The sequence below is a fragment of the Streptomyces sp. NPDC028308 genome, assembly GCF_055565855.1.
Genome location: NZ_JBVHTO010000017.1, coordinates 108,058 through 131,472 on the forward strand (window position 1 = coordinate 108,058; position 23,415 = coordinate 131,472).

A 23,415-nucleotide genomic window follows, 5' to 3' on the forward strand; every position below is an offset into this window, starting at 1 on the left:
CGGGAGGGAAGCGGCCGTGGTCACGCGGCCTGTTCTGGCTATCGGTCCCCGAAGATCGTGCGGTGCCAGTCCTTCCTGGCGACCGCGGTGTTGTCGAACATGACGTGCTTGATCTGCGTGTACTCCTCGAAGGAGTAGGCAGACATGTCCTTGCCGAAGCCGGACGCCTTGTAGCCGCCGTGCGGCATCTCGCTGATGATCGGGATGTGGTCGTTCACCCACACGCACCCGGCCTTGATCTCCCGGGTGGCGCGGTTGGCCCGGTAGACGTCGCGGCTCCAGGCGGAGGCGGCGAGGCCGTACGGGGTGTCGTTGGCGAGCCGGATGCCCTCGTCGTCGGTGTCGAAGGGGAGCACGACGAGGACGGGGCCGAAGATCTCGGACTGCACGATCTCGCTGTCCTGCGCGGCGTCGGCGACGAGGGTGGGGCGGTAGTACGCGCCGTCCTTCAGGTCCTGCGGGATCTCGCCGCCGGTCACCACGCGCGCGTAGGCGCGGGCCCGGTCGACGAATCCGGCGACCCGGTCGCGCTGGGCGTGCGAGATGAGGGGGCCGAGGTCGGTGTCCGGCGCGAACGGGTCGCCGACGCGGACGCCCGCGATGAGGGCGCCGGTCCTCGCGACGAACTCGTCGTAGAGGGGCCGCTGCACGTACGCGCGGGTGGCGGCCGTGCAGTCCTGACCGGTGTTGATGAGGGCGCCGGCGACGGCTCCGTGCACCGCTGCCTCCAGGTCCGCGTCGTCGAAGACCACGAAGGGTGCCTTGCCGCCGAGCTCCAGGTGCAGCCGCTTCACGGTGGCGGTGGCGATCTCGGCGACGCGCTTGCCGACGCCGGTGGACCCGGTGAAGGAGGTCATGGCGACGTCGGGGTGGCCGACGAGGTGCTCGCCCGCGTCCTTGCCCGCGCCGGTGACGATGTTGACAACGCCGTCGGGGATGCCTGCCTCGGTGGCCGCCTGGGCGAAGAGCAGCGAGGTGAGCGGGGTGAGCTCGGCGGGCTTGAGGACGACGGTGTTGCCCGCGGCGATCGCCGGGAGGATCTTCCAGGCGGCCATCTGGAGGGGGTAGTTCCAGGGCGCGATGGAGCCGACGACGCCGATGGGCTCACGGCGTACGTAGGAGGTGTGGTCCCCGGAGTACTCGCCCGCGGACTGGCCCTGGAGATGGCGGGCCGCCCCGGCGAAGAAGGCCGTGTTGTCGATGGTCCCCGGGACGTCGAACTCGCGGGTCAGCTTGAGCGGCTTGCCGCACTGCAGGGACTCCGCCTGGGCGAACTCCTCGGCCCGCTCGGTGAGGACGGCGGCGAAGCGGTGCAGCGCGTCGGAGCGCTCGCCGGGGGTGGCGCCGGACCAGCCGGGGAACGCCGCTCGGGCGGCGGCGACGGCGGCGTCCACGTCGGCGGGGGACGCCAGCTCGTACGTGTAGACCTCCTCGCCGGTGGCGGGGTCGACGACCGCGTGCGTGCGGCCCGAGGTGCCCTTGACCAGTCGGCCCGCGATGTACTGCGCGCCGTCCGCGAAACGGTCCTGCGCCTGGAAGCGATGGCCCGGTTTGTGCATGTCGCTCTCCTCCGCCGCCCTCCCCGTCCCACGGGGGTCGGCGTAGCTCCAGCTCGATTTGAGTGCCGATCCTGACAGAGAGAGGTGACCTCAACAAGTGATTCCGTTGTTGCCTTTTGGTTACGCGACGGAATCTGTCGACCAGGTGTCGAGTCAGCCTGGAAAAGGCGGGACGGACTGTCAGTGGTGCGTGCCAGACTCGCGTGCATGGGGACGATCGATTCGAGGGAAGCCCTGGTCAGGGAGGTCCGCGCGGGGGCGAGGATCAAGTACCTGCACTTCTGGGGGCACCGGCCGCGGCCGGACGGGCGGGTCGGCGCGAGCTGCCTGAGCCAGTGGTGGCCGTCGCCGTTCACGGTGGCCGGCGTCGAGTACGCGACCGCCGAGCACTGGATGATGGCGGGCAAGGCGCGCCTCTTCGGCGACGCGGAGGCGGAGCGGCAGGCACTGCTGGCGCCGAATCCGGCGCTGGCCAAGAAGGCGGGCCGGCTGGTCCGGGACTTCGACGGCGAGATCTGGGAGCGGGAGCGCTTCCGGATCGTGGCCGAGGGCAGCGTGCACAAGTTCGCCGCCCACCCCGACCTGCGGCACTTCCTGCTGGACACGGGCGACCGGGTGCTCGTCGAGGCCAGCCCCGTGGACCGGATCTGGGGCATCGGGCTCGCCGCGGACGACGAACGCGCGGGAGACCCCGAGCGCTGGCTGGGCCCGAACCTGCTGGGGTTCGCGCTCATGGAGGCACGGGAGCGGCTGAGAACCGCCGGCGTCCCGGCGCCCGCCGCAGCGGACGGCTCCCTGTCGTAAGGGCGGCTCCCTGTCGTCAGAGGGGGCGTCCGGAGCGTTGCGGCATCTTGGGGAGGACGTCCGGGGTGCGGGCCGCCCCCCGTGTCCGTCCCCTGGTGGTGGAGCAGACGCTAGCGCGCCTGCTCCACCACCAGGGACGTCGAGTAGTCGTCAGTGCCGAAGTACGGGTCCTCGTCGTTGTCGTCGGGCAGGGCGAAGATCAGCACGGCGAAGCCGATGCCGAGCAGCAGTCCGACCGCGCCGCAGATGATGCCCGCCAGTGCCTGGCCCGGGTTCGTCGCCTCGCCCCGGCCCGCCCTGCGGCGGCCGATCACGCCGAAGACGAGCGCCAGGATGCCCAGCACGATCGCCACCGGCCACAGGCAGAAGAGCACGGCCGCGATGATGCCGAGCACCAGCGAGGTGGTGCCCATCCCGTTGCTCGGCATCGGCTGCGGGACGCCCCAGCCGTAACCGGAGTGCACACCGGGGTAAGGGCTGTGGCCGCCGTGCACCGTGGGACCGGGGTACTGGGGATAGCCGTACAGCGGCTGACCCGGGCCGCCGGGGGCCACGGGCGGTGGCGGGACGGGCTCACCGGGGAGCGGCCCGCCGAAGGAGGCCGGTCCGGCGGGCGGGGCGAAGGGGTTGTGCGGCGCGGCGCCGCCCGGCGGCATCGTCCCGGCGGGCGGGGGGTACGGGTCGGCGGACCCGCCGGACGCCGGTGGCGCGAAGGGGTTGGCCCAGGGCTGAGGGGTCGCCGCGCCGGGCGTCGAGGTGTCCGGGCCGGGCGGCAACGCCGAGCCCATGGCGGGCAGCGAGGTCACGGTGGGCTGGTTGTGGACGGAGGGCGGCGGCGGGGTGCCGCCCTGCCCGGCGCCCGGGGGCACGGCGTCCGCCGGAGCGGCCCAGGGGTCGCGCTCGGGGGCGGGGGCCTGCTTGTCCAGGCCGACCTTGCGGGTGGGGGGCGCGTCCTGCGGGCCGGCGTGGGGTCCGCTGTCCGGGGAGGCGGGGGCCGCCGGCCAGGTGTGGTCCGGCGGTTCCGGCGTGCGGGCGTCGTCGGACATGCGCGAGGTCCCCTCAGTTGTACGTTCCGTCATGCTACGGCCCGCGCCCTGGGCGTGCGGACGGCGGCCTACGATGATCCCCGAGTCACCGATCAGCCGATCACCCGCGTCCCCCGACACGCACGTGCGGGACGCCGTTCCCGGGGAGCAACCCTTGACCGACCACCTCGACGTCCGCGACCCGCACGCCTTCATCGCCGGGCTGCCCAAGGCCGAACTGCATGTGCACCACGTCGGCTCCGCCTCCCCCCGGATCGTCTCCACGCTGGCCGCGCGCCACCCCGACTCGAAGGTCCCCACCGACCCCGAGGCCCTCGCCGACTACTTCACCTTCACGGACTTCGCCCACTTCATCGAGGTGTACCTGTCCGTCGTCGACCTCATCCGCACCCCGGAGGACGTCCGGCTCCTCACGTACGAGGTCGCCCGGGACATGGCCCGGCAGCAGGTCCGGTACGCCGAGCTGACCATCACCCCCTTCTCCTCCACCCGCCGCGGCATCGACGAGCTCGGCTTCATGGAGGCGATCGAGGACGCCCGCAAGGCCGCCGAGGCCGAGCTCGGCGTCGTCCTGCGCTGGTGCTTCGACATCCCCGGCGAGGCGGGCCTCGAAGCCGCCGAGGAGACGACCCGGCTCGCCACCGACGACCGGATTCGCCCCGAGGGACTCGTCTCCTTCGGACTCGGCGGCCCGGAGATCGGCGTCCCCCGGCCGCAGTTCAAGCCGTACTTCGACCGGGCGATCGCCGCCGGCCTGCGCTCGGTGCCGCACGCCGGGGAGACGACCGGCCCGCAGACGGTGTGGGACGCGCTGACGGACCTGCGCGCCGAGCGCATCGGACACGGCACCAGTTCCGCGCGGGACCCGAAGCTGCTCGCCCACCTCGCCGAGCACCGCATCGCGCTGGAGGTCTGCCCGACCTCGAACATCGCGACCCGCGCGGTCCGCACGCTCGACGAGCACCCGCTCAAGGAGATGGTCGGCGCGGGTGTCCTCGTCACGATCAACTCCGACGACCCGCCCATGTTCGGCACCGACCTCAACAACGAGTACGCGGTCGCCGCCCGGCTCCTCGACCTGGACGAGCGGGGTCTCGCCGGGCTCGCGAAGAACGCCGTCGAGGCGTCCTTCCTGGACGCGGCGGGCAAGCGCCGGCTCACGGACGAGATCGACACGTACACGTCGGCGTGGCTCGCCTCCTGACGTCCGGGCGCCGGGCCGCCGCACCCCGATGAGCGGACGCGGTGCGCACCGCCCCCACAATGGGCGCATGCGCACCGTGACTGCCGTGGCCCACCGCGGCGACCCCTACCGCGTCCGCGAGAACACCCTCGACTCCCTGCGTTCCGCGCTCCGGAGGGGCGCGGACGCGGTGGAGATCGACGTCCGGCTCACCCGCGACGGCGTTCCCGTGCTGCTGCACGACGAGACGCTGGAGCGCCTGTGGGGGCACGACCGCCCGCTGCTCTCGCTCTCCTCCGACGAGGTGCGCGGGCTGACGGCCGGCGGGGTGCCGACGCTTGTGGACGCGCTGGCCGCGACCGGGGACGGCCGGCTGATGATCGACCTGCCCGGCGCGGACCGCAGGACCGTGCGCGAGGTCGTCGACGTCGTCCACGCGTGCGGGGCCGAGGAGCGGGTGTACTACTGCGCGGGCGCCCCGGCGATGCTCGCGGTGCGCGCGGCCGACCCGGCGGCGGAGATCGCGCTGACCTGGACGACGCTGGCGCCCCCGCGGCCCGCTCTCCTGCGCGCGGTACGGCCCCGGTGGCTCAACTACCGCTTCGGGCTGGTCGACCGGGACCTGGTGGCGCGGGTGCACCGCGACGGCTACCTGCTGTCGGCGTGGACGCCGGACACCCGGCGCTCCATGCGGCGGCTGCTCGACCTCGGGGTCGACTCGATCACCACGAACCGCATCGACGCCCTGACGGCGCTGCGCGAGCAGTAGGGGCCCGTTGGCCGGGCGGGCACCCGCGGAAGCGTCGACTCAGGGCGAACTCCCGCACCCGGCAAGGTGTTTCGCGAGGGCGTTCCGTGCGAGCGCTCAGGCAGGGCGTTTCGGGAGGGCGTCCCGGGAAACGGTGAGCGGGTGCCCTTGAGCGAGTGCGACTCCGTTCGGCACTCACCGCTTCAGGACCGCGGTTCGCCCTCGCCGCTCCCCGGGAACCGCACGTTCGGCCTCCCCACCCCGCCCGCCTCCTCCCCGGCACCGGGCGCCCTAGGGCCTGTCTGACAATTCCCGTCTGCCTCGCGACGCCATGCACGCACTCTCGCCGCACCGGGCGCAGACCCAAGTACGTCCAGTACGAGGCTCTACGCCCGGCACGCCGAGAGCACGCACCTGACGCCGCGAGGCCGCCCTCCGGGCAACGACGGGAATTGTCAGACAGGCCCTAGGGGCTATCCCCCACAACACCCCTCCCTTGTAAGGCAGTTGCTCCGGGCTGGGGTCAGGGTCCATGCCCTCCCCGCTGACGATCCGCGCAGGAACGCGCGGCCGCAGGATGATCTCGCCGGCCACCGCCCGGCCCGTCGTCCTCCACCCAGGGAGCAGCCTTGCCGCACTTCAGCGTCCGGCCCCTCACCGCCGTCGCCACCGCGCTCGTCCTGGGGGTGACGGCGGGACCGCTCGCCGCCCCGGCCCTCGCCGCGCCCGCCGCTCCCCCGGTCGCGGCGCACGCCACGGCCACCGGGCCGGACGCGGAGGCCCTGCGCGCCGCGCTCGCCGGGCTCCCGGGCCCGGACGCGACGGCGGCGCTCGTCCGGGTCGGCGGCACCGACGGGACCTGGCGCGGCAGCGCCGGCGTGCACGACCTGCGCGGTGGCCGCGACGCCGACCCGGACGCGCTCTTCCGCGCCGGCTCCACGACCAAGGTGGTGACCGCGGCGCTGGTGCTGCAACTCGCGGCGGAGCACCGGATCGACCTCGGCGCACCGGTGGAGGACTACCTCCCCGGGCTGCTGCCCGCCTCCTTCACGGAGCCCGTCACCGTGCGGCAGCTGCTGAACCACACCAGCGGCATCCGGCCCGGCGACGGTTTCGGGGACTCCTTCGAGGAGGTGTACGCGCACCGCTTCGACACGCTGACCCCGGAAGCCGTGGTCGCCTCGGCGGTCGCGAAGGGCCCGGAGTTCGGCCCCGGCGACGAGCAGCACTACCTGAACGTCAACTACACGGTCCTCGGGATGCTGGTCGAGAAGGTCACGGGCCGCCCGTACGAGTCCGAGGCCGCCCGGCGGGTGTTCCGTCCGGCGGGAATGCGTCACTCGTACTTCCCCGGTACCGACCCCCGGATCCACGGACCGCACAACCACGGCTACCAGGCGGTGCGGGGGGCCGACGGCACGACCCGGCTGGTCGACGTCACCGACTGGAACCAGGCCGACCGCTGGGCGGCGGGCGACATGATCTCGACCACGGCCGACCTGGAGCGCCTGGTCACCCGGCTGTTCCGAGGCGACCTGGTGCCCGGGCCGCAGCTGGAGGAGATGTTCACCGTCCCGGCGGGCATCGAGGGCGCCGACATGAGCGCCGGGCTCCAGCGCTTCGAGTTCGGGGGCAGGGTCCTGTGGCTCAAGTCCGGCGCCCGCTACGGCTATTCGACCATGATGGGCGCCACCCGCGACCTCTCACGCACCCTGGTCTACTCGGTCAACTCCACGGAGGCGAAGGGCGAGGCGATGAATCCGGTGGCCGAGCGGATCGCCCGCGCGGCCCTGAAACCGTAGGGAGAAGCCCGCGTTGATCGCGGCCTGCTACAGCCCCGCGATCGCGTTCCACCGCTTCGCGAACTCCGGGCGCTCCGCGGACGTGACGTCGCGGGCGATGGCGAGACGCGCGCGCATGCCGGCGTCCGGGAAGATCAGCGGGTCCTCCGCGAGCGCGGCGGTGTCCCGGTCCCCGGCGGAGGCGAGGACGTCCCGGGCGGCCGGGACCGGGCAGACGTAGTTGACCCACGCGGCGAGTCCGGCGGCGACCTCGGGGTCGTAGTAGTGGTCGACGAGCGCCTCCGCGTTGGCCTTGTGGCGGGCCAGGTTCGGGATCATCAGGGACTCCGACCACAGTTCGGCGCCCTCCTCCGGGACCACGAAGCGGATGTCGGGGTCGTCGGCCCGCAGCTGCATCACGTCACCGGAGTACGCCTGGCAGGCGAGGACGTCGCCCGCGGCGAGGTCCTTGATGTAGTCGTTGCCGGTGAAGCGCCGGATGCGGCCCTCGCGCACATGCCCCTCGACCTGGTCGCACACGGTGTGGAAGTCGTCAGCCGTCCACCGGGTGATGTCGACGCCGTTGCCCTGCATGAGCAGCGCGAACGCCTCGTCCAGGCCGGAGAGCAGCGTCACCCGTCCCTTGAGGTCGTCAGCCCACAGGTCGGAGACGCGGTGGATCTCGCGGCCGAGACGACGGCGGTTGTACGCGATGCCGGTGATGCCGGACTGCCAGGGCACGGTGGACCGGCGCCCGGGGTCGAAGGCGGGCGAACTCAGCAGCGGGTCCAGGTACTTGACGACGTTCGGCTGGCGGGCGCGGTCCATCTCCTGGACCCAGCCGAGGCGCACGAAGCGGGCGCACATCCAGTCGCTGACGACGATCAGGTCGCGTCCGGTCCGCTGGTGGTTCATCAGGGAGGGGCTGAGCTTGCCGAAGAACTCGTCGTTGTCGTTGATCTCCTCGACGTAGTCGACGGCGATCCCGGTGCGCTCCCGGAAGGCGTCCAAGGTGGGCCGGCGTGTGGTGTCCTCGTCGTCGGTGTCGATGTAGAGCGGCCAGTTCGACCAGGTCAGACGTCGCTCGCGGGCGGAGAGGTCGGCGCCGGCCCGGTCGCCCGGTGCCACGTACGCGGCCGGGACCCCGCATCCGGCCAGCGGGCCGAGCGCGGCGGCACCCCCCAGGGCGCTCAGCAGGGAACGGCGGGACAGGGCTGGGGACTTGCGGGTGACGGACACCCGGGCAGCCTGCCGCCGGGGGCTCGGCGCGGGCAATGGACGGTGCGTCGAGCGATCACCTCCGGGGCCGACACCCTGTCGACCGCCCCGGCGTCCGCCGCACCCGTCCGAGGCCGGACACGCGGGCGCGGCTCGAAGCGCGCGCCCGGGCACCGCCCGCGGGGGCCGGACACACGTGCGCGGCCCCGGACGGTGAGCACCGTCCGGGGCCGCGCAGGTGATGACTAGCCGTCGAGCGACGTCATCACGTGCTTGATGCGCGTGTAGTCCTCGAAGCCGTAGCCGGAGAGGTCCTTGCCGTAGCCGGACTTCTTGAAGCCGCCGTGCGGCATCTCGGCGACGAGCGGGATGTGGGTGTTGATCCACACGCAGCCGAAGTCGAGGGCCTTGGACAGGCGCATGGCGCGGCCGTGGTCCTTGGTCCAGACGGAGGAGGCGAGGGCGTAGTCCACGCCGTTCGCCCACTCGACCGCCTGCTTCTCGTCCGAGAACGACTGCACGGTGATGACCGGGCCGAAGACCTCGTTCTGGATGATCTCGTCGTCCTGCTTCAGGCCGGAGACGACGGTCGGGGCGTAGAAGTAGCCCTTGTCGCCGACCTGGTGGCCGCCCGCCTCGACCTTGGCGTGGGCGGGCAGGCGCTCGATGAAGCCGGCGACCTGCTTGAGCTGGTTGGGGTTGTTGAGCGGGCCGTACAGCACGTCCTCGTCGTCCGGCTGCCCGGTCTTGGTGTCGGCGGCGGCCTTGGCGAGCGCGGCCACGAACTCGTCGTGGATGCCCTCCTGGACCAGGACGCGCGTGGCGGCCGTACAGTCCTGCCCGGCGTTGAAGAAGCCCGCCACGGAGATGTCCTCGACGGCCTTGGCGATGTCGGTGTCCTCGAAGACGACGACCGGGGCCTTGCCGCCCAGCTCCAGGTGGACCCGCTTGAGGTCCTTGGACGCCGACTCGGCGACCGACATGCCCGCGCGCACCGAACCGGTGATGGACGCCATCGCCGGGGTCGGGTGCTCGACCATCGCGCGGCCGGTGTCGCGGTCGCCGCAGATGACGTTGAAGACGCCCTTGGGCAGGATCGAGCCGATGATGTCGGCGATCAGGACCGTGGAGGCGGGCGTCGTGTCGGACGGCTTGAGGACGACCGTGTTGCCCGCGGCCAGCGCCGGGGCGAACTTCCAGACGGCCATCATCATCGGGTAGTTCCAGGGCGCGACCTGCGCGCAGACGCCGACCGGCTCGCGGCGGACGATCGAGGTCAGACCCTCCATGTACTCGCCGGCGCTGCGTCCCTCCAGCATCCGGGCGGCGCCCGCGAAGAAGCGGATCTGGTCCACCATCGGCGGGATCTCCTCGGACCGGGTGAGTCCGATCGGCTTGCCGGTGTTCTCCACCTCGGCCGCGATCAGCTCCTCGGCCCGCTCCTCGAACGCGTCCGCGATCTTCAGGAGGGCCTTCTGGCGCTCGGCCGGGGTCTGGTCGCGCCAGGCCGGGAAGGCCGCGGCGGCGGCCGCCATCGCGGCGTCGACGTCCGCCTCGCGGGACAGCGGCGCGGTCGCGTACGCCTCGCCGGTCGCGGGGTTGACCACCTCGGTGGTCCGTCCGTCGGCGGCGTCCCGGAATTCTCCGTCGATGTAGTTGCGCAGACGACGCAGCTCGGTGCTCACTGCCGGCCCTCCTGTCGGGTGTCCAATCACTGAGACACCCACCCTAATCGGTGTGTCCACGTTTTCAACACCCTCGATCCCTCCAGATCTGCGAAATCCGCAAGTCACGTCCTCGTAAACAACGAATTTCATCGCTACGGCCTTGCGGAACTATCGAGACGTCGTGCAGAGTGGGCGCGTGGCCAGTCGAAGCGCAGACCCCAGGGACTCTCGGGAGTCCAGGAACGGCACTCCCCAGCTGGATGCCGTCTCCCTCGCCATCATCGAGCAGCTCCAGCAGGACGGCCGCCGTCCGTACGCCGCCATCGGCAAGGCCGTCGGCCTCTCCGAGGCGGCCGTGCGCCAGCGCGTCCAGAAGCTGCTCGACCAGGGCGTGATGCAGATCGTCGCCGTCACGGACCCGCTCACCGTGGGCTTCCGCAGGCAGGCGATGGTCGGCGTGAACGTCGAGGGCGACCTCGACCCGGTGGCGGACGCGCTGACGGCCATGTCGGAAGTCGAGTACGTGGTGATGACCGCGGGCTCGTTCGACATCCTCGCGGAGATCGTCTGCGAGGACGACGACCACCTGCTGGACGTCATCAACAAACGCATCCGGGCGCTGCCCGGCGTGCGCTCCACCGAGAGCTTCGTCTACCTGAAGCTCAAGAAGCAGACCTACATGTGGGGAACCCGATAGCCGTGAGCAAGGACCTCAGCCGAACCGCGTACGACCACCTGTGGATGCACTTCACCCGCATGTCCTCGTACGAGAACGCGCCCGTTCCCACCATCGTGCGTGGCGAGGGCACCTACATCTACGACGACAAGGGCAAGCGCTACCTCGACGGTCTCTCGGGGCTGTTCGTGGTCCAGGCGGGCCACGGGCGCACCGAGCTCGCGGAGACGGCGTTCAAGCAGGCCCAGGAGCTGGCCTTCTTCCCCGTGTGGTCCTACGCCCACCCGAAGGCCGTCGAGCTGGCCGAGCGCCTGGCGGACTACGCCCCGGGCGACCTGAACAAGGTCTTCTTCACCACCGGCGGCGGCGAGGCCGTCGAGACCGCCTGGAAGCTCGCCAAGCAGTACTTCAAGCTGCAGGGCAAGCCGACCAAGTACAAGGTCATCTCGCGCGCGGTCGCCTACCACGGCACCCCGCAGGGCGCCCTGTCCATCACCGGCCTGCCGGCCCTCAAGGCCCCCTTCGAGCCGCTGGTCCCCGGCGCGCACAAGGTGCCGAACACCAACATCTACCGCGCCCCGCTGTTCGGCGACGACCCCGAGGCCTTCGGCCGCTGGGCCGCCGACCAGATCGAGCAGCAGATCCTGTTCGAGGGCCCGGAGACGGTCGCCGCCGTCTTCCTGGAGCCGGTGCAGAACGCGGGCGGCTGCTTCCCGCCGCCGCCCGGGTACTTCCAGCGCGTACGCGAGATCTGCGACCAGTACGACGTCCTGCTGGTGTCGGACGAGGTCATCTGCGCCTTCGGCCGCCTCGGCACGATGTTCGCCTGCGACAAGTTCGGCTACGTACCGGACATGATCACCTGCGCCAAGGGCATGACCTCGGGCTACTCGCCGATCGGCGCGTGCATCGTCTCGGACCGCATCGCCGAGCCGTTCTACAAGGGCGACAACACCTTCCTGCACGGCTACACCTTCGGCGGCCACCCGGTCTCCGCCGCGGTCGGCGTCGCCAACCTCGACCTGTTCGAGCGCGAGGGCCTCAACCAGCACGTGCTGGACAACGAGAACGCCTTCCTCACGACCCTCCAGAAGCTGCACGACCTGCCGATCGTCGGCGACGTCCGTGGCAACGGCTTCTTCTACGGCATCGAGCTCGTGAAGGACAAGGCCACCAAGGAGACCTTCACGGACGAGGAGTCGGAGCGCGTGCTCTACGGCTTCGTCTCCAAGAAGCTCTTCGAGTACGGCCTGTACTGCCGCGCCGACGACCGCGGTGACCCGGTCATCCAGCTGTCGCCGCCGCTGATCTCCGACCAGTCGACCTTCGACGAGATCGAGGGGATCATCCGCCAGGTCCTGACGGAGGCGTGGACGAAGCTCTGATCTTCCTCCTGGATGATCAACACCGGCCCCGAAGGCGCCCGTTCGAGTGAGAATGGGCGTCCCGGGGCCGCGTGCTGTCCGCCCCGCCGCCGGCGAATACCTAGCGTGCCCAGTGACCGATCGGCCCTGCCTTCGTTCCCCCGGACGGGGGACGCGACCGGCAACAACTGATCTGAACGAGGTGTACGCGATGGTGGCCCCGCCGGACAACGACGTGCTCTGGGCACGCGCCCTGCACGTCACGCACAACGGCTCGCCCGCACTCAGCGGCGTCTCGCTCGGCGTCCGGGAGGGTGAGATCCTCGCCGTCAGCGGCCCGCGCGGCGCCGGCAAGACGACCCTCCTGCGGTGCCTGTCAGGACAGCTGCTGCCCCAGCAGGGCGAGGTCTGGTTCAACAGCACCCCCGTCCACACCATGGGCCCGCTCACACGCGAACGGCTGCGCCGCGACCGCTTCGGCTGGATCGACCCGGCGCCGGTCCTCGTGCCCGAGCTGAACGCCTGGGAGAACGCCGCGCTGCCCCTCATGCTGCGCGGCACCCGGCGCCGCGCCGCCAAGACCGTCGCCCTGGAGTGGCTGGAGCGCCTCGACATCGGCGAGTGCGCCCGCAAGCGTCCGCACGCCCTCCTCCAGGCCGAACGCCAGCGCGTGGTCATCGCCCGCGCCCTGGCCGCCTCCCCCACCGTGCTCTTCGCCGACGAGCCGACCGCCCCCCTGCACCGGGCCGACCGCGCGCACGTGCTGCGCACGCTCACCACGGCGGCCCGCTCCCACGGCATCACGGTCGTCCTCGCCACGCACGACGCGGACACCGCGGCCCTCGCCGACCGGACCGTGTCGCTGCTCGACGGACGGCGCGTGAACACCGTCCACCTCCCGCCCGTCGCCGAGACCGAAGGCCGGGCCGCGTGCTCGCTCTCCGTCTAGCGCGCGGGGGTCAGCCCCTGGTCCAGATCCGCCGCCTCCTGGTCGCCGCGGCCTCGGCGGGCACCGGCTTCCTGCTGCTGTGCACGCTGGGGTACGCGATGACGCACCCGGACGCCTCCACCGCCTCGGTGCTCCGACTGGTCTGGTGCGTCGCCCCGCTGGCCGCCACGGTGTACTTCGCGGTCGCGGTCGCCCGCACCGACCCCGGCACCCGGCCGCGCCCCGGCCTCTCCGCGATCGGCCTCGGCCCCGGCCGTCTGATGGCGATCTCCGCCACCACCACCGCCCTGTCGACCGTCCTCGGCTCGATGCTGGCGCTGCTCCTGTTCCTGCACCTGCGCGGGGACCTGACCGGCATGCCGTTCGACGGGGCGGCGGCGGACTTCCTCGCGGCGGACCGGCCCCTGCCGCTGCCGGCCGCCCTGACGCTGCTGTCCCTGGTGCCGGCGGCCGCCTCCGTGGCCACCGCGCTGGTCCTGCGCCCGCGCGGCCGGAGCACGGCCCGCGGCCGGCGGCACACCGGCGGGAGCGGCGGGAGCCGTACCGGACGCCACGCCATCGCCGCCCAGGCCGCTTCCGCGGCACCCGGCACCCCGGTGGTCGTGGGGACCCTGGTCGACGCCGACACCGTGGTCGCCACGGCCCCGCCCGCCCCCGACGCGTACGCCGTCGCGCCGGACACCCCCGAGCAGCCCGCCCAGGCGCTGGACCCGCGCCTGCTCGTCCCCGCGCAGACCGCCCCCGGCGGGCTCCCCTGGGGCGCGGCCGTCCTCGCGGCGGGCCTCGCCGTGGAGACGTACGCGAGCCGCTCGGACGCGACGCCCGGGCTCGCGCTGCCCGGCGGGTTCGCCGGCGGCCCGGCCGGAGTCCTCGCCGGCTGGGCGCTCACCGCGGTCGGCCTGGCGCTGGCGGGACCTGCGATCACCTACCTCTGCGGGCGGCTGCTCCAGGCGGTGCGGCCGGGCGCGCTGCGGCTGCTCGCCGGACGCGTTCTCCAGACCGAGGCCCGGCGCATCGGGCAGCCGCTCGGCGTGCTGTGCGCGGTGGCCTCCGGCGCGTACGCCATGGCGACCCTGTACGCGGGCGAGCGCCCCGACTTCGGTCCGCTGAGCACCCTCGGCGCGCTGCTGGTGGGCGGCTGCACCCTGCTGACGGTGCTCACGGCCGCCGTCGAGGCCCGGCAGGCGCGCGCCGACACCACGGCCGCCCTGCTGCGTCTCGGCGCCCCCGTCACGATGCTGCGCGGTGCGGCGGCCCTGCGCATCGGTGCGCTGCTCGCCGTGTTCGGGCCGCTGACCTGGGCGGTCGCCCAGCTCGCCGCGCTGCCGCTGGTCCGCTGACGGCGACGGGCGCCCGCCGGACGGAGCCGCACGGAACCCGTCCGGAAAAAGGTCCGCGCCGGACGATGAGTTCTCCGGGGCTCCCCGGTCTAACCCTGCGAACGGCACGACACCGACGGGAGAGGCCCCCATGTACCAGCAGATGATCTTCGTGAACCTGGCCACGAACGACGTGGCCGCCTCGAAGAAGTTCTTCACGGAGCTCGGCTACACGATCAACCCCCAGTTCTCGACGGACGACTGCGCCTGCGTGGTGATCAGCGACACGATCGTCGCCATGCTGCTGAGCCGGCAGCGGTACTCCGACTTCACGAAGAAGGAGATCGTGGACTCGGCGAAGACCAGCGAGGTGCTGCTGTGTCTGAGCGCGGAGAGCCGCGAGAAGGTCGACGAGCTCGTCGAGAAGGCCATCGCCGCGGGCGGCTCCGCCACCGGCGAGACCCAGGACCACGGCATGATGTACGGCCGCGCGTTCGACGACCCGGACGGCCACACCTGGGAGGTCATGTGGATGGACCCGGCGGCCGTCCAGGGCTGAGCCCGGCGGTTCGCGAGACGACCGGCCCGGGACCGGGCGCGCGGTACGGGGGTCCGCGTACCCGGTCCCGCGGCTCGCGCGGTGCCCGGCGGAGCACGGCCGCGTACCGGGCACACCCGGGTGATCGCGAGAATGCGGCGAGGTTCGGGCCGGGCTCACGGCCCCCGGGGTGACCCGGACGGCACCCCCTAACATGGCCGGGTGCAGCCGATACCCGAGCGCCCGTCCTCCGCGCGGGCCGAGACGCCCGCCGCCTCCCACGACCGCGAGATCGAGTCTCTGGCCGAGTTCGACGAGGTCGTGGCGGCCCGCGGCTCCCTCGCCGGATTCCGCGTCCAGGCCGTCGACCTGACGGAGCGTACGGAGGTCCTGCTCTCCGTGGACTGCGCGGGCGCCGTGTTCCTCGGCTGCCCGATGCACCCCGAGGCCGCCGCACGGACCCGGATCTCCGGCGCGCTGGTCTTCCCGCCGGTCCCCGGTCTGCCCTTCGACCCGTACCGCGGGACCCTCTACTCCCCCGGTGAGCTCTTCGACGCGCTCGACGCGGGGTACGAGGCGACGCCGGACGCCCGCGCGTACGCCTGGTTCCAGCGGACCAAGGCCGACGGGGACATATTCGCGTCGATGCTGCGGGCGGTCCACGACGACTCCGTCTCGGACGCCCTGGACGAACTCCTCACCGGCGCGCGGGTGGTGGGCGTCATGGGCGGTCACGCGATGGCGCGCGGCACTGCGGAGTACGAGGGCGCCGCGCGGCTCGGCCGCTCCCTCGCGCGGGCCGGTCTCACCGTCGCCACCGGGGGCGGTCCCGGCGCGATGGAGGCCGCCAACCTCGGCGCGTACGCCGCTCCCTTCGACGACGGGATGCTCGGGGAGGCGCTGCGACTCCTCGCGCCCGTACCGTCGTTCGCGCCGTCGGTGACCGACTGGGCGCGCGCCGCCCTCGACGTGCTGGAGCGGCACCCGGCGGGCGGTCCCTCGGTGGGCATCCCGACGTGGTTCTACGGCCACGAGCCGCCGAACGCCTTCGCCACGCACATCGCCAAGTACTTCGCCAACGCCACCCGCGAGGACGGGCTGTTGGCGCGCTGCAACGCCGGTGTGGTCTTCCTGCCGGGCGCCGCCGGCACCGTCCAGGAGATCTTCGACAACGCGACGCCGAACTACTACGAGTCGCGCGGCGAGCCCACGCCGATGGTGCTCGTGGACGAGGCGCACTGGACGGACCGGCACCCCACGTGGCCGCTCCTCAAGTCCCTTGCGCGCGAACGGGCGATGGAGTCCCGGATCGCGCTCGTGGACCGCATCGAGGACGCCCCGGAGGCACTCAAACGTCTCGGCGGTTAATGACAACGTAAAGCCGACGCCCGCGCGGGGCATATTCATTGACAGTGGCCGGGTTCCGCTTATAGACCTGTGAGACTCCTGGGGGTGCTGTTCTCACGTCAGGACCCGCACAACCCCCCGCAGTTGCACATTCCGTGAAGGGCGATCGTGTCCATATCCCGCCGTACCGCACGTTCCGTGCGCATTCTCGGTGTTGCCTCCGCCACTGCCGCGCTCGCGCTCGGCGTCGCGGGCAACGCACTTGCCTGCAACATCCGTGACTTCTCGGCCGCCGCCGTCTGCGACGACAACGGCAAGGGCGTCATCACCGTCACCGACACCGACGCCTCCGGCGTCGAGGCCGAGGTCTCCGTCTACCTGGAGTCGAACGGCGCGGACGAGCGGCTCGTCGGCAAGCAGACGGTGAAGGGCACCCGTGAGGGCGTCACCATCACCTTCTCCGAGGCCTGGGCCCCGAAGTCCGAGTACCGCGTCCACGTCACCGCCGGGAAGATCGTCGACGAGGACATCACGCCGAACCTGACCGCGCCTGCCGAGGCGGCCTGCAAGACCGAGGAGACCCCGAAGCCCTCGGAGACCCCGAAGCCGTCCGAGACCCCGTCCTCGTCCACCACCCCGTCGGCGACGCCCTCGGAGTCGGACAGCACGGCACCCGCGGCCCCCGGCGACAACGCGCCCTCCGCCGCGGCCGGTGAGTCGAACCTCGCCGAGACCGGCGCCAACTCCAACACCGGTGTGATCGCCGGTGTCGCCGGCGCGTTCGTCGTCGTCGGTGGCGGCGCCGTGTACTTCGGGATGCGCCGCCGCAACACCTCGAAGACGGGCTGACGGGCTGACGCCCTCCCCTCGCACGACCGTGTGGCCCGCTCCCGCATCCGGGGGCGGGCCACCCGCCGTCCAGGGGGGGGTGCGGGTCCGTCAGTCGAACGACGCCCGCTCCAGCCAGAATTCGAGCAGTTCCCGGTCCCCCAGCACCTCCACCCGGCCGTCGTCCAGCGGCAGCCGCCGGTAGAAGGCCAGGAGCACGGAGGTCAGCGTGCCGCGCAGGGCCACCGTCGCCTTCTCGTGGCCGCGGCGCCAGGCGATGCCCTCCTCGGTGAGCTCGACGAGCCACTCGGCGTCCGACTCCGGTGTGCCGTCCGTGGCGTGGAGGTGGATGCTGCGGCCCGGGCCGCGCAGCTCGCGCGCCGGGTCGTCCGGCTGGGTGCGCTGCACGAACTCCACGATCTCCAGCCACTCGTCGATCGCGTCCGCCGCCACGTCGGGCGCGACCTCGTACGGCAGCCCGGCGGCCGCGGCCGCGTCGGCCCGGTGGATCGCCAGCTCGTGCGTCATCCGGCGGGCCCAGAAGCCCGAGTCCTGCTCCTCGGCCCACGTCCACACGGGTGTGCCGGGGCCGGCCGCCCGCAGGGTCCCGACGATCATCTCGCCGGTCTCGGCGAGCCAGGCGTCCAGTGCGGCCGGGTCGCCCTCGGCCTCCGGTCCCCCGCCGAGCGGCACCTCCTTCTCGGGCACGTCGGCGCGGGCCCGGGTCCGGACGAGGAGTTCGGCCCAGCGCAGCGCTCCGCCGGTGTGCCGTACGAGCTGCTCCAGCGACCAGTCCGGACAGGTCGGCACGGTGGCGGCCAGATCGGCGCCCGAGGTCACGACCTCCCTCAACTGCCGTACCTGGAGCTCGATCGAGTCGCAGTACCGTGCGTGTCCGAGTCGCGTCATGACCCGCACCCTACGCAGCCGGCCCCTCCCCCAGCACGACGATTTCCGCCGCGTCGAACTCCACGCCGACCTCGTCCCCGAGCCCGGGCGCGTCCCGCAGCGCACAGGCCGCTTCGAGCGGTGGGGCCTCACGCGGCTGCAGCCGTACGGCCACGTGTGTGCCGCGGAACGTGCGTGCGGCCACGGTGCAGCGCAGCCCGTCCGCCGGTGCCACGAGCCGTACCCCGGCGGGCCTGACGAGCAGCGTGCGCGGCCCCTGGGGCGCGCCGTCCGCGACGGGGACCTTCCCCCACGGGGTGTCCGCGGCGGCCCCGGTCACCGTCGCCGGGACCACGTTGTCGAAGCCGAGGAAGCGGGCCACGAACGCGTCCGCCGGGCGCTGCCAGACGTCAAGGGGCGTGCCGGACTGGGCGATCCGCCCGTCGCGCATCACGACGACCCGGTCGGCGAGGGCGAACGCCTCACCCTGGTCGTGCGTCACAGCGAGCACGGTCGTCCCCAACTCGCTGAACAGCTCCCGCAGTTCGACGACGAGCCGCTCCCGAAGCGAGCGGTCGAGCTGTCCGAGGGGCTCGTCCAGCATCAGCAGCCGGGGCCGGGGCGCGAGGGCGCGGGCCAGCGCCACCCGCTGCTGCTCGCCTCCGGAGAGCGAGGCGACGGCCCGGGACGCGGACCCGGGCAGCCCGACGAGCTCCAGCAACTCCCCTACCCGCAGCGCCTGTTCGCTCTTGGCCGCACCGTGCATCCGCAGCCCGAAGGCGACGTTCCCGCCGACGTCGCGCTGCGGGAACAGCTGGTGGTCCTGGAACATCAGACCCACGCCCCGCCTGTGCGCGGGGACCCCCGACTGGTCCCGGCCGTCGAGCAGTACGCGGCCGGCGTCGAGCGCCTGGAGTCCGGCCACGGCCCGCAGCAGGGTCGACTTGCCGCTGCCGCTCGGCCCCAGCACGCACACGATCTCGTGCTCGGCGACGTCGAGTCCGACGGCGTCGAGCACGGGCCGCCCGCCGAAGCGCACGGTCGCCCCCTCCAGCCTCAGCAGGGCGTCGGCCCCTTTGGTGAGCCGGCTCATCAGAACTCCCCCGAACGGTCGGTGCGGATGCGCTCCAGCAGCAGCAGCGCGACCGCGCACACCGCCATCAGGATGGTCGAAAGGGCCATGGCCTGGCCGTAGTTGAGGTCACCCGGGCGGCCGAGGAGCCGAGCCACGGTGACCGGGAGCGTCGGGTTGTCGGGCCGCGCGATGAAGACCGTCGCGCCGAACTCGCCGAGTGACACGGCGAACGCGAAGCCGGCCGCGACGAGCAGGGCGCGGCGCACCATGGGCAGGTCGACCTCGCGCCACACCCGCCACGGCGATGCCCCCAGCACGGCGGCGGCCTCCCGGAGCCGCTCGTCGACCGCCCGCAGCACGGGCAGCATCGTGCGGACGACGAAGGGGACACCGACCAGCGCCTGCGCGAGCGGCACCAGGATCCACGAGGACCGCAGATCCAGCGGCGGCTCGTCCAGGGCGATCAGGAACCCGAAGCCGACCGTCACGGCGGAGACGCCGAGCGGCAGCATCAGCAGCGCGTCGAACCCGCGGACGAGCCGTCCCGCGCGCCGGGTGAGGGCGGCGGCCGCGAGCCCCCCGATCAGCACAGCGACGGCGGTGGCCGCGAGCGCGTACCGGACCGAGTTGCCGATCGCCTCGATCGGCGGCACGAGGAACATGCCGCCGTCCTCCGACGTGAGCGCCCGGTAGTACGCGAAGCCGTGGCCGCCCGGGGTGTCCAGGGACCGCTGGACGAGCACGGCGAGCGGCAGTACGAGCAGGACGGCGATGCTCGCCAGGACCCCGGCGAGCAGTGCCCACTGCCCGGCGCCGCGGGGTCTGCGCGCGGTCAGCGAGGCGTCCACGAGCCGCAGCGCGGTCTCCCGGCGCCGTACGGTCCGGGCGTGCACGGCGAGGATCGCGCCGACCGCCGCGAACTGCACGAGGGTGAGCACCGCGGCGGTGGACAGGTCGAAGATCTCGGAGGTCTGCCGGTAGATCTCCACCTCCAGGGTGGAGAAGGTGGGGCCGCCGAGGATCTGCACCACACCGAAGGAGGTGAAGGTGAAGAGGAAGACCATGAGCGTGGCGGCGGCCAGCGCGGGGCCGAGCGCGGGAAGGGTCACCTTGCGCCAGGCGGCGAACCGGGAGGCGCCGAGCACCCGGGCGGCCTCCTCCTGGCGCGGGTCGAGCTGCGACCAGAGGCCGCCGACCGTCCGTACGACGACCGCGTAGTTGAAGAAGACGTGCGCGAGCATGATCGCCCACACGGTGGTGTCCAGGCGTACGCCCCACAGCTCGTCCAGCAGCCCGCCCCGGCCGACCAGCGCCAGGAAGGCCGTGCCGACGACGACGGTGGGCAGCACGAACGGGACGGTCACCACCGCGCGCAGCACCTGCTTGCCCCGGAAATCGAAGCGCGCGAAGACGTACGCGCCGGGCAGCGCGACCATCAGGGTGAGCGCGGTGGAGGCGAACGCCTGCCAGGTGGTGAACCACAGGACGTGCCGGACGTCGGACTGCCCGAGCACGTCGGCGATCCTGGCGAACCGCCAGGCACCGCCGACGTGCAGCCCGCGGGCGACGATCGCCGCGACCGGGTAGGCGAAGAAGACCGCGAAGAACGCGACGGGCAGCGCCATCAGACCGAGCCGCGCCGCACTCCCGCGCCTCCCGGTCGCCGCGTTCGCGGGCGGCTTGCCTACTTCAGTACGAGCGAGGTCCACGACTTGACCCACTGGTCGCGGTGGTCGGCGATCCGGGCGGGGGCGAGGGTCTCGGGGTCCTTCGCCTGCGGGCCGAACGCGGTGAACTCGGCGGGCACCCGGGCGCCCTCGATCACCGGGTAGACGAACATGTTCAGCGGCATGTCCTCCTGGAACCGCTTGGAGACCAGGAAGTCGACGAGCGCCTTGCCGCCCTCGGTGTTCTTCGCGTTGCTGAGCAGGCCCGCGTACTCGACCTGCCGGAAGCAGGTGCCGGTCGCGACGCCGGTGGGCGCGGTCTTCGGCTTCGGGTCGGCGTAGATCACCTCGGCGGGCGGGGAGGAGGCGTAGGAGACGACGAGCGGGCGGTCGGCCTTGGCCTTCCTGCCGCCGGCGGAGCCGGAGAACTCCTCGTTGTAGGCCTGCTCCCAGCCGTCGACGACCTTCACGCCGTTGGCCTTGAGCTTCTTCCAGTAGCCCTGCCAGCCGTCGCCGTACGCGGCGGCCGTGCCGAGCAGGAAGCCGAGGCCGGGCGAGGAGGTGGAGGCGTTCTCCGTGACGAGGAGGTTCTTGTACGCGGGCTCGGTGAGGTCGTCGAAGGACTTCGGCGGGGTCAGCTTGTGCTCGGTGAACCAGGCCTTGTCGTAGTTGACGCAGATGTCGCCCGTGTCGATGGGGGTCACCCGGTGCTTGCCCTGGTCGGCCCGGTACTCGGGGAGCACCCCGTCCGCCCCCTTGGCCTCGTACGGCTGGAAGAGGCCGTTGCCGAGCGCGCGGGACAGCAGGGTGTTGTCGACGCCGAAGAAGACGTCGCCCTGCGGGTTGTCCTTGGTGAGGATCGCCTTGTTGACCGCCTGCCCGGCGTCGCCGTCCTTGAGGACCTTGACCCGGTAGCCGGACTGCTTCTCGAACTCCTTGAGCACGCCCTTCGAGGCGATGAAGGAGTCGTGGCTGACCAGGGTGACGGTCTTGGAGCCGGCGGCGTCGGTCCCGGAGTCGGACGAGCCGCACGCCGACAGCGTGACGAGCCCGAGTCCGGTGGCCACGATCGCGGCCGTGAACTTCGTGGTGGTGCTCACTGGATTCCTCCTGGAGTGACCAGGAAGAGACGCGGCCCTGCCCGGGAACCTCTGAAAGTTCCCGGGCAGGGCGCAACAGCTTGAGTGATGACCGAACTTCCTACCCAGAATGACCTGGGCAAGGTTCAGAGGGTCTGCGGCCCGTGCCGCACTCTCAGCGCTGTGGCGCTCCCCTGTCGGAATATGAAGATGTGTGTACGGGAGTCAGACTACCGCCCGCCGTTCCGCCGGCCCCGACCGCCGTCACCGGGGCCGGGACGAGTCCGTCCCCTACCGCTCGGACGCGGCCAGCTGCCCGCACGCCCCGTCGATCTCCTGGCCGCGGGTGTCCCGGACGGTGACCGGCACGCCGTGCGCCGCGATGGCCTCAACGAACGCCTTCTCGTCCTCGGGACGGGAGGCGGTCCACTTGGAGCCGGGTGTCGGGTTCAGCGGGATCAGGTTCACGTGGACCGGCTTGCCCCGGAGCAGCCGGCCGAGCCGGTCACCTCGCCACGCCTGGTCGTTGATGTCCCGGATGAGGGCGTACTCGATGGACAGGCGGCGCCCCGACTTGGCGGCGTACTCCCAGCCGGCGTCGAGGACCTCGCGGACCTTCCACCGGGTGTTGACGGGGACGAGGGTGTCGCGCAGCTCGTCGTCCGGCGCGTGCAGGGAGATGGCGAGGCGGCACTTGAAGCCCTCGTCGGCGAACCGGTGGATGGCGGGCACGAGGCCCACGGTCGACACGGTGATGCCGCGCTGCGAGAGCCCGAGGCCGTCGGGCTCGGGGTCGGTGAGCGCCCGGATCGAGCCGACGACCCGCTTGTAGTTGGCGAGCGGCTCGCCCATACCCATGAACACGATGTTGCTGAGCCGCGCCGGGCCGCCGGGGATCTCGCCGTCCCTGAGCGCCCGCATCCCGTCGACGATCTGGTGCACGATCTCGCCGGTCGACAGGTTCCGGTCGAGGCCGGCCTGTCCGGTGGCGCAGAACGGGCAGTTCATCCCGCAGCCGGCCTGCGAGCTGATGCACATGGTGACCCGGTCCGGGTAGCGCATCAGCACGGACTCGACGAGCGTGCCGTCGAAGAGCCGCCAGAGGGTCTTGCGGGTGGTGTCGTCGTCGCAGCTGATGTGCCGCACGACCGACATCAGCTCGGGGAGCAGCGCCTCCTGGAGCTTGCCGCGCGAGGCGGCCGGGATGTCCGTCCACTCCACCGGGTCGTGCGCGTACCGCGCGAAGTAGTGCTGCGAGAGCTGCTTGGCGCGGAACGGCTTCTCGCCGATCGCGGCGACCGCCTCTTTGCGCTCAGCGGGCGTGAGATCGGCAAGGTGCCGCGGCGGCTTCTTGGCTCCGCGGGGGGCGACGAAAGTAAGTTCTCCGGGTGCAGGCATAACACGTCCAGTGTGGCAGATCATCCGCGGGGGCCCAGGCCAAAGTGGGGTGGGGGTGGTCACCTGTGGGCGCCGTCTGTCAGCGTTGGTCGACCTCGGACGGCCCAGCGACGGCCCAGCACTCAGCGGCCCTGGGGCAGACGATGTCCATGCGGCACCGCATGGACCACCACTCCATCTCAACGGGAGTGACCGGGAACTGTTCCCTGTAGGGCCACATGAAGGGTAGACACGCTCGGCTCGGTTTGTCCTGTAGCACCAGCACAGCCACCCAAGATTGG

At 72.2% G+C, this 23,415-nt stretch carries 20 protein-coding genes; 11 read left to right on the forward strand and 9 right to left on the reverse strand.

Annotated elements, in window-relative coordinates; all coding sequences use genetic code 11:
• Nucleotides 1–38: 38 nt before the first annotated feature.
• A complete protein-coding gene (locus tag ACZ4VA_RS34745; RefSeq protein WP_389391757.1) occupies nt 39–1,559 on the reverse strand; it encodes a gamma-aminobutyraldehyde dehydrogenase in 1,521 nt (506 codons plus the stop codon).
• A gap of 207 nt (nt 1,560–1,766) precedes the next feature.
• Between ACZ4VA_RS34745 and ACZ4VA_RS34750 the strand changes: the two genes are divergently transcribed.
• Nucleotides 1,767–2,363: an NADAR family protein gene (locus ACZ4VA_RS34750; RefSeq protein ID WP_468083955.1), complete on the forward strand. Its 597-nt coding sequence runs from the start codon at nt 1,767–1,769 to the stop codon at nt 2,361–2,363.
• A gap of 110 nt (nt 2,364–2,473) precedes the next feature.
• Here ACZ4VA_RS34750 and ACZ4VA_RS34755 read toward each other — a convergent pair whose 3' ends face one another.
• On the reverse strand, nt 2,474–3,409 hold the full coding sequence (locus ACZ4VA_RS34755; protein ID WP_452925028.1) for a DUF4190 domain-containing protein: 936 nt from the start codon (nt 3,407–3,409) through the stop codon (nt 2,474–2,476).
• Nucleotides 3,410–3,563: 154 nt separating this feature from the next.
• Between ACZ4VA_RS34755 and ACZ4VA_RS34760 the strand changes: the two genes are divergently transcribed.
• The 3 genes from ACZ4VA_RS34760 to ACZ4VA_RS34770 all read left to right on the forward strand — a co-directional run bounded on the left by ACZ4VA_RS34760 (nt 3,564) and on the right by ACZ4VA_RS34770 (nt 7,142).
• Nucleotides 3,564–4,613: an adenosine deaminase gene (locus tag ACZ4VA_RS34760; protein WP_452925030.1), complete on the forward strand. Its 1,050-nt coding sequence runs from the start codon at nt 3,564–3,566 to the stop codon at nt 4,611–4,613.
• A gap of 67 nt (nt 4,614–4,680) precedes the next feature.
• Nucleotides 4,681–5,361: a glycerophosphodiester phosphodiesterase gene (locus tag ACZ4VA_RS34765; protein ID WP_389391754.1), complete on the forward strand. Its 681-nt coding sequence runs from the start codon at nt 4,681–4,683 to the stop codon at nt 5,359–5,361.
• A gap of 608 nt (nt 5,362–5,969) precedes the next feature.
• Nucleotides 5,970–7,142: a serine hydrolase domain-containing protein gene (locus ACZ4VA_RS34770; protein ID WP_452922517.1), complete on the forward strand. Its 1,173-nt coding sequence runs from the start codon at nt 5,970–5,972 to the stop codon at nt 7,140–7,142.
• A 27-nt stretch (nt 7,143–7,169) separates the two neighbouring features.
• On the opposite strand, the gene ACZ4VA_RS34775 is transcribed toward ACZ4VA_RS34770, so the two are convergent.
• On the reverse strand, nt 7,170–8,360 hold the full coding sequence (locus ACZ4VA_RS34775) for an ABC transporter substrate-binding protein (protein ID WP_468083957.1): 1,191 nt from the start codon (nt 8,358–8,360) through the stop codon (nt 7,170–7,172).
• Nucleotides 8,361–8,584: 224 nt separating this feature from the next.
• Complete coding sequence (locus ACZ4VA_RS34780) at nt 8,585–10,024, reverse strand: gamma-aminobutyraldehyde dehydrogenase (RefSeq protein WP_356172009.1); 1,440 nt, start codon at nt 10,022–10,024, stop codon at nt 8,585–8,587.
• Between the two features lie 163 nt (nt 10,025–10,187).
• Here ACZ4VA_RS34780 and ACZ4VA_RS34785 point away from each other — a divergent pair, with 163 nt between their 5' ends.
• The 7 genes from ACZ4VA_RS34785 (at nt 10,188) to ACZ4VA_RS34815 (ending at nt 17,048) form a co-directional block, all read left to right on the forward strand.
• Nucleotides 10,188–10,703 (forward strand): Lrp/AsnC family transcriptional regulator, encoded by a 516-nt coding sequence (locus ACZ4VA_RS34785; protein WP_355794328.1) that lies wholly within the window; start codon nt 10,188–10,190, stop codon nt 10,701–10,703.
• Nucleotides 10,688–12,067 carry an aspartate aminotransferase family protein gene (locus ACZ4VA_RS34790; protein ID WP_356172006.1) on the forward strand — a complete coding sequence of 460 codons (1,380 nt, stop codon included), beginning with the start codon at nt 10,688–10,690 and terminating at the stop codon, nt 12,065–12,067. The genes ACZ4VA_RS34785 and ACZ4VA_RS34790 overlap by 16 nt, the downstream gene beginning before the upstream one ends.
• Before the next feature lie 190 nt (nt 12,068–12,257).
• Nucleotides 12,258–12,995: an ABC transporter ATP-binding protein gene (locus ACZ4VA_RS34795; RefSeq protein ID WP_355794047.1), complete on the forward strand. Its 738-nt coding sequence runs from the start codon at nt 12,258–12,260 to the stop codon at nt 12,993–12,995.
• Nucleotides 12,977–14,335, forward strand: a complete 1,359-nt coding sequence (locus ACZ4VA_RS34800) for a hypothetical protein (RefSeq protein WP_468083961.1) — start codon at nt 12,977–12,979, stop codon at nt 14,333–14,335. The genes ACZ4VA_RS34795 and ACZ4VA_RS34800 overlap by 19 nt, the downstream gene beginning before the upstream one ends.
• 130 nt (nt 14,336–14,465) lie before the next feature.
• Nucleotides 14,466–14,873 carry a VOC family protein gene (locus ACZ4VA_RS34805; RefSeq protein WP_355794373.1) on the forward strand — a complete coding sequence of 136 codons (408 nt, stop codon included), beginning with the start codon at nt 14,466–14,468 and terminating at the stop codon, nt 14,871–14,873.
• 201 nt (nt 14,874–15,074) lie between these two features.
• A complete protein-coding gene (locus ACZ4VA_RS34810) occupies nt 15,075–16,220 on the forward strand; it encodes an LOG family protein (protein ID WP_356243121.1) in 1,146 nt (381 codons plus the stop codon).
• Nucleotides 16,221–16,397: 177 nt separating this feature from the next.
• Nucleotides 16,398–17,048, forward strand: a complete 651-nt coding sequence (locus tag ACZ4VA_RS34815; RefSeq protein WP_356171997.1) for an LAETG motif-containing sortase-dependent surface protein — start codon at nt 16,398–16,400, stop codon at nt 17,046–17,048.
• 90 nt (nt 17,049–17,138) lie between these two features.
• Here ACZ4VA_RS34815 and ACZ4VA_RS34820 read toward each other — a convergent pair whose 3' ends face one another.
• The 5 genes from ACZ4VA_RS34820 to rlmN form a co-directional block, all read right to left on the reverse strand.
• The gene (locus ACZ4VA_RS34820; protein WP_356171994.1) at nt 17,139–17,936 is read right to left on the reverse strand and encodes a maleylpyruvate isomerase family mycothiol-dependent enzyme; all 798 of its coding nucleotides are present in this window, start codon (nt 17,934–17,936) and stop codon (nt 17,139–17,141) included.
• Between the two features lie 10 nt (nt 17,937–17,946).
• Complete coding sequence (locus ACZ4VA_RS34825; protein ID WP_356171991.1) at nt 17,947–19,008, reverse strand: ABC transporter ATP-binding protein; 1,062 nt, start codon at nt 19,006–19,008, stop codon at nt 17,947–17,949.
• Nucleotides 19,008–20,699: an ABC transporter permease gene (locus ACZ4VA_RS34830; RefSeq protein WP_356243126.1), complete on the reverse strand. Its 1,692-nt coding sequence runs from the start codon at nt 20,697–20,699 to the stop codon at nt 19,008–19,010. The genes ACZ4VA_RS34825 and ACZ4VA_RS34830 overlap by 1 nt, the downstream gene beginning before the upstream one ends.
• The gene (locus ACZ4VA_RS34835; RefSeq protein ID WP_452922527.1) at nt 20,675–21,757 is read right to left on the reverse strand and encodes a thiamine ABC transporter substrate-binding protein; all 1,083 of its coding nucleotides are present in this window, start codon (nt 21,755–21,757) and stop codon (nt 20,675–20,677) included. The genes ACZ4VA_RS34830 and ACZ4VA_RS34835 overlap by 25 nt, the downstream gene beginning before the upstream one ends.
• Before the next feature lie 270 nt (nt 21,758–22,027).
• Complete coding sequence (gene rlmN, locus ACZ4VA_RS34840; protein WP_468083965.1) at nt 22,028–23,134, reverse strand: dual-specificity RNA methyltransferase RlmN; 1,107 nt, start codon at nt 23,132–23,134, stop codon at nt 22,028–22,030.
• Nucleotides 23,135–23,415: the final 281 nt, after the last annotated feature.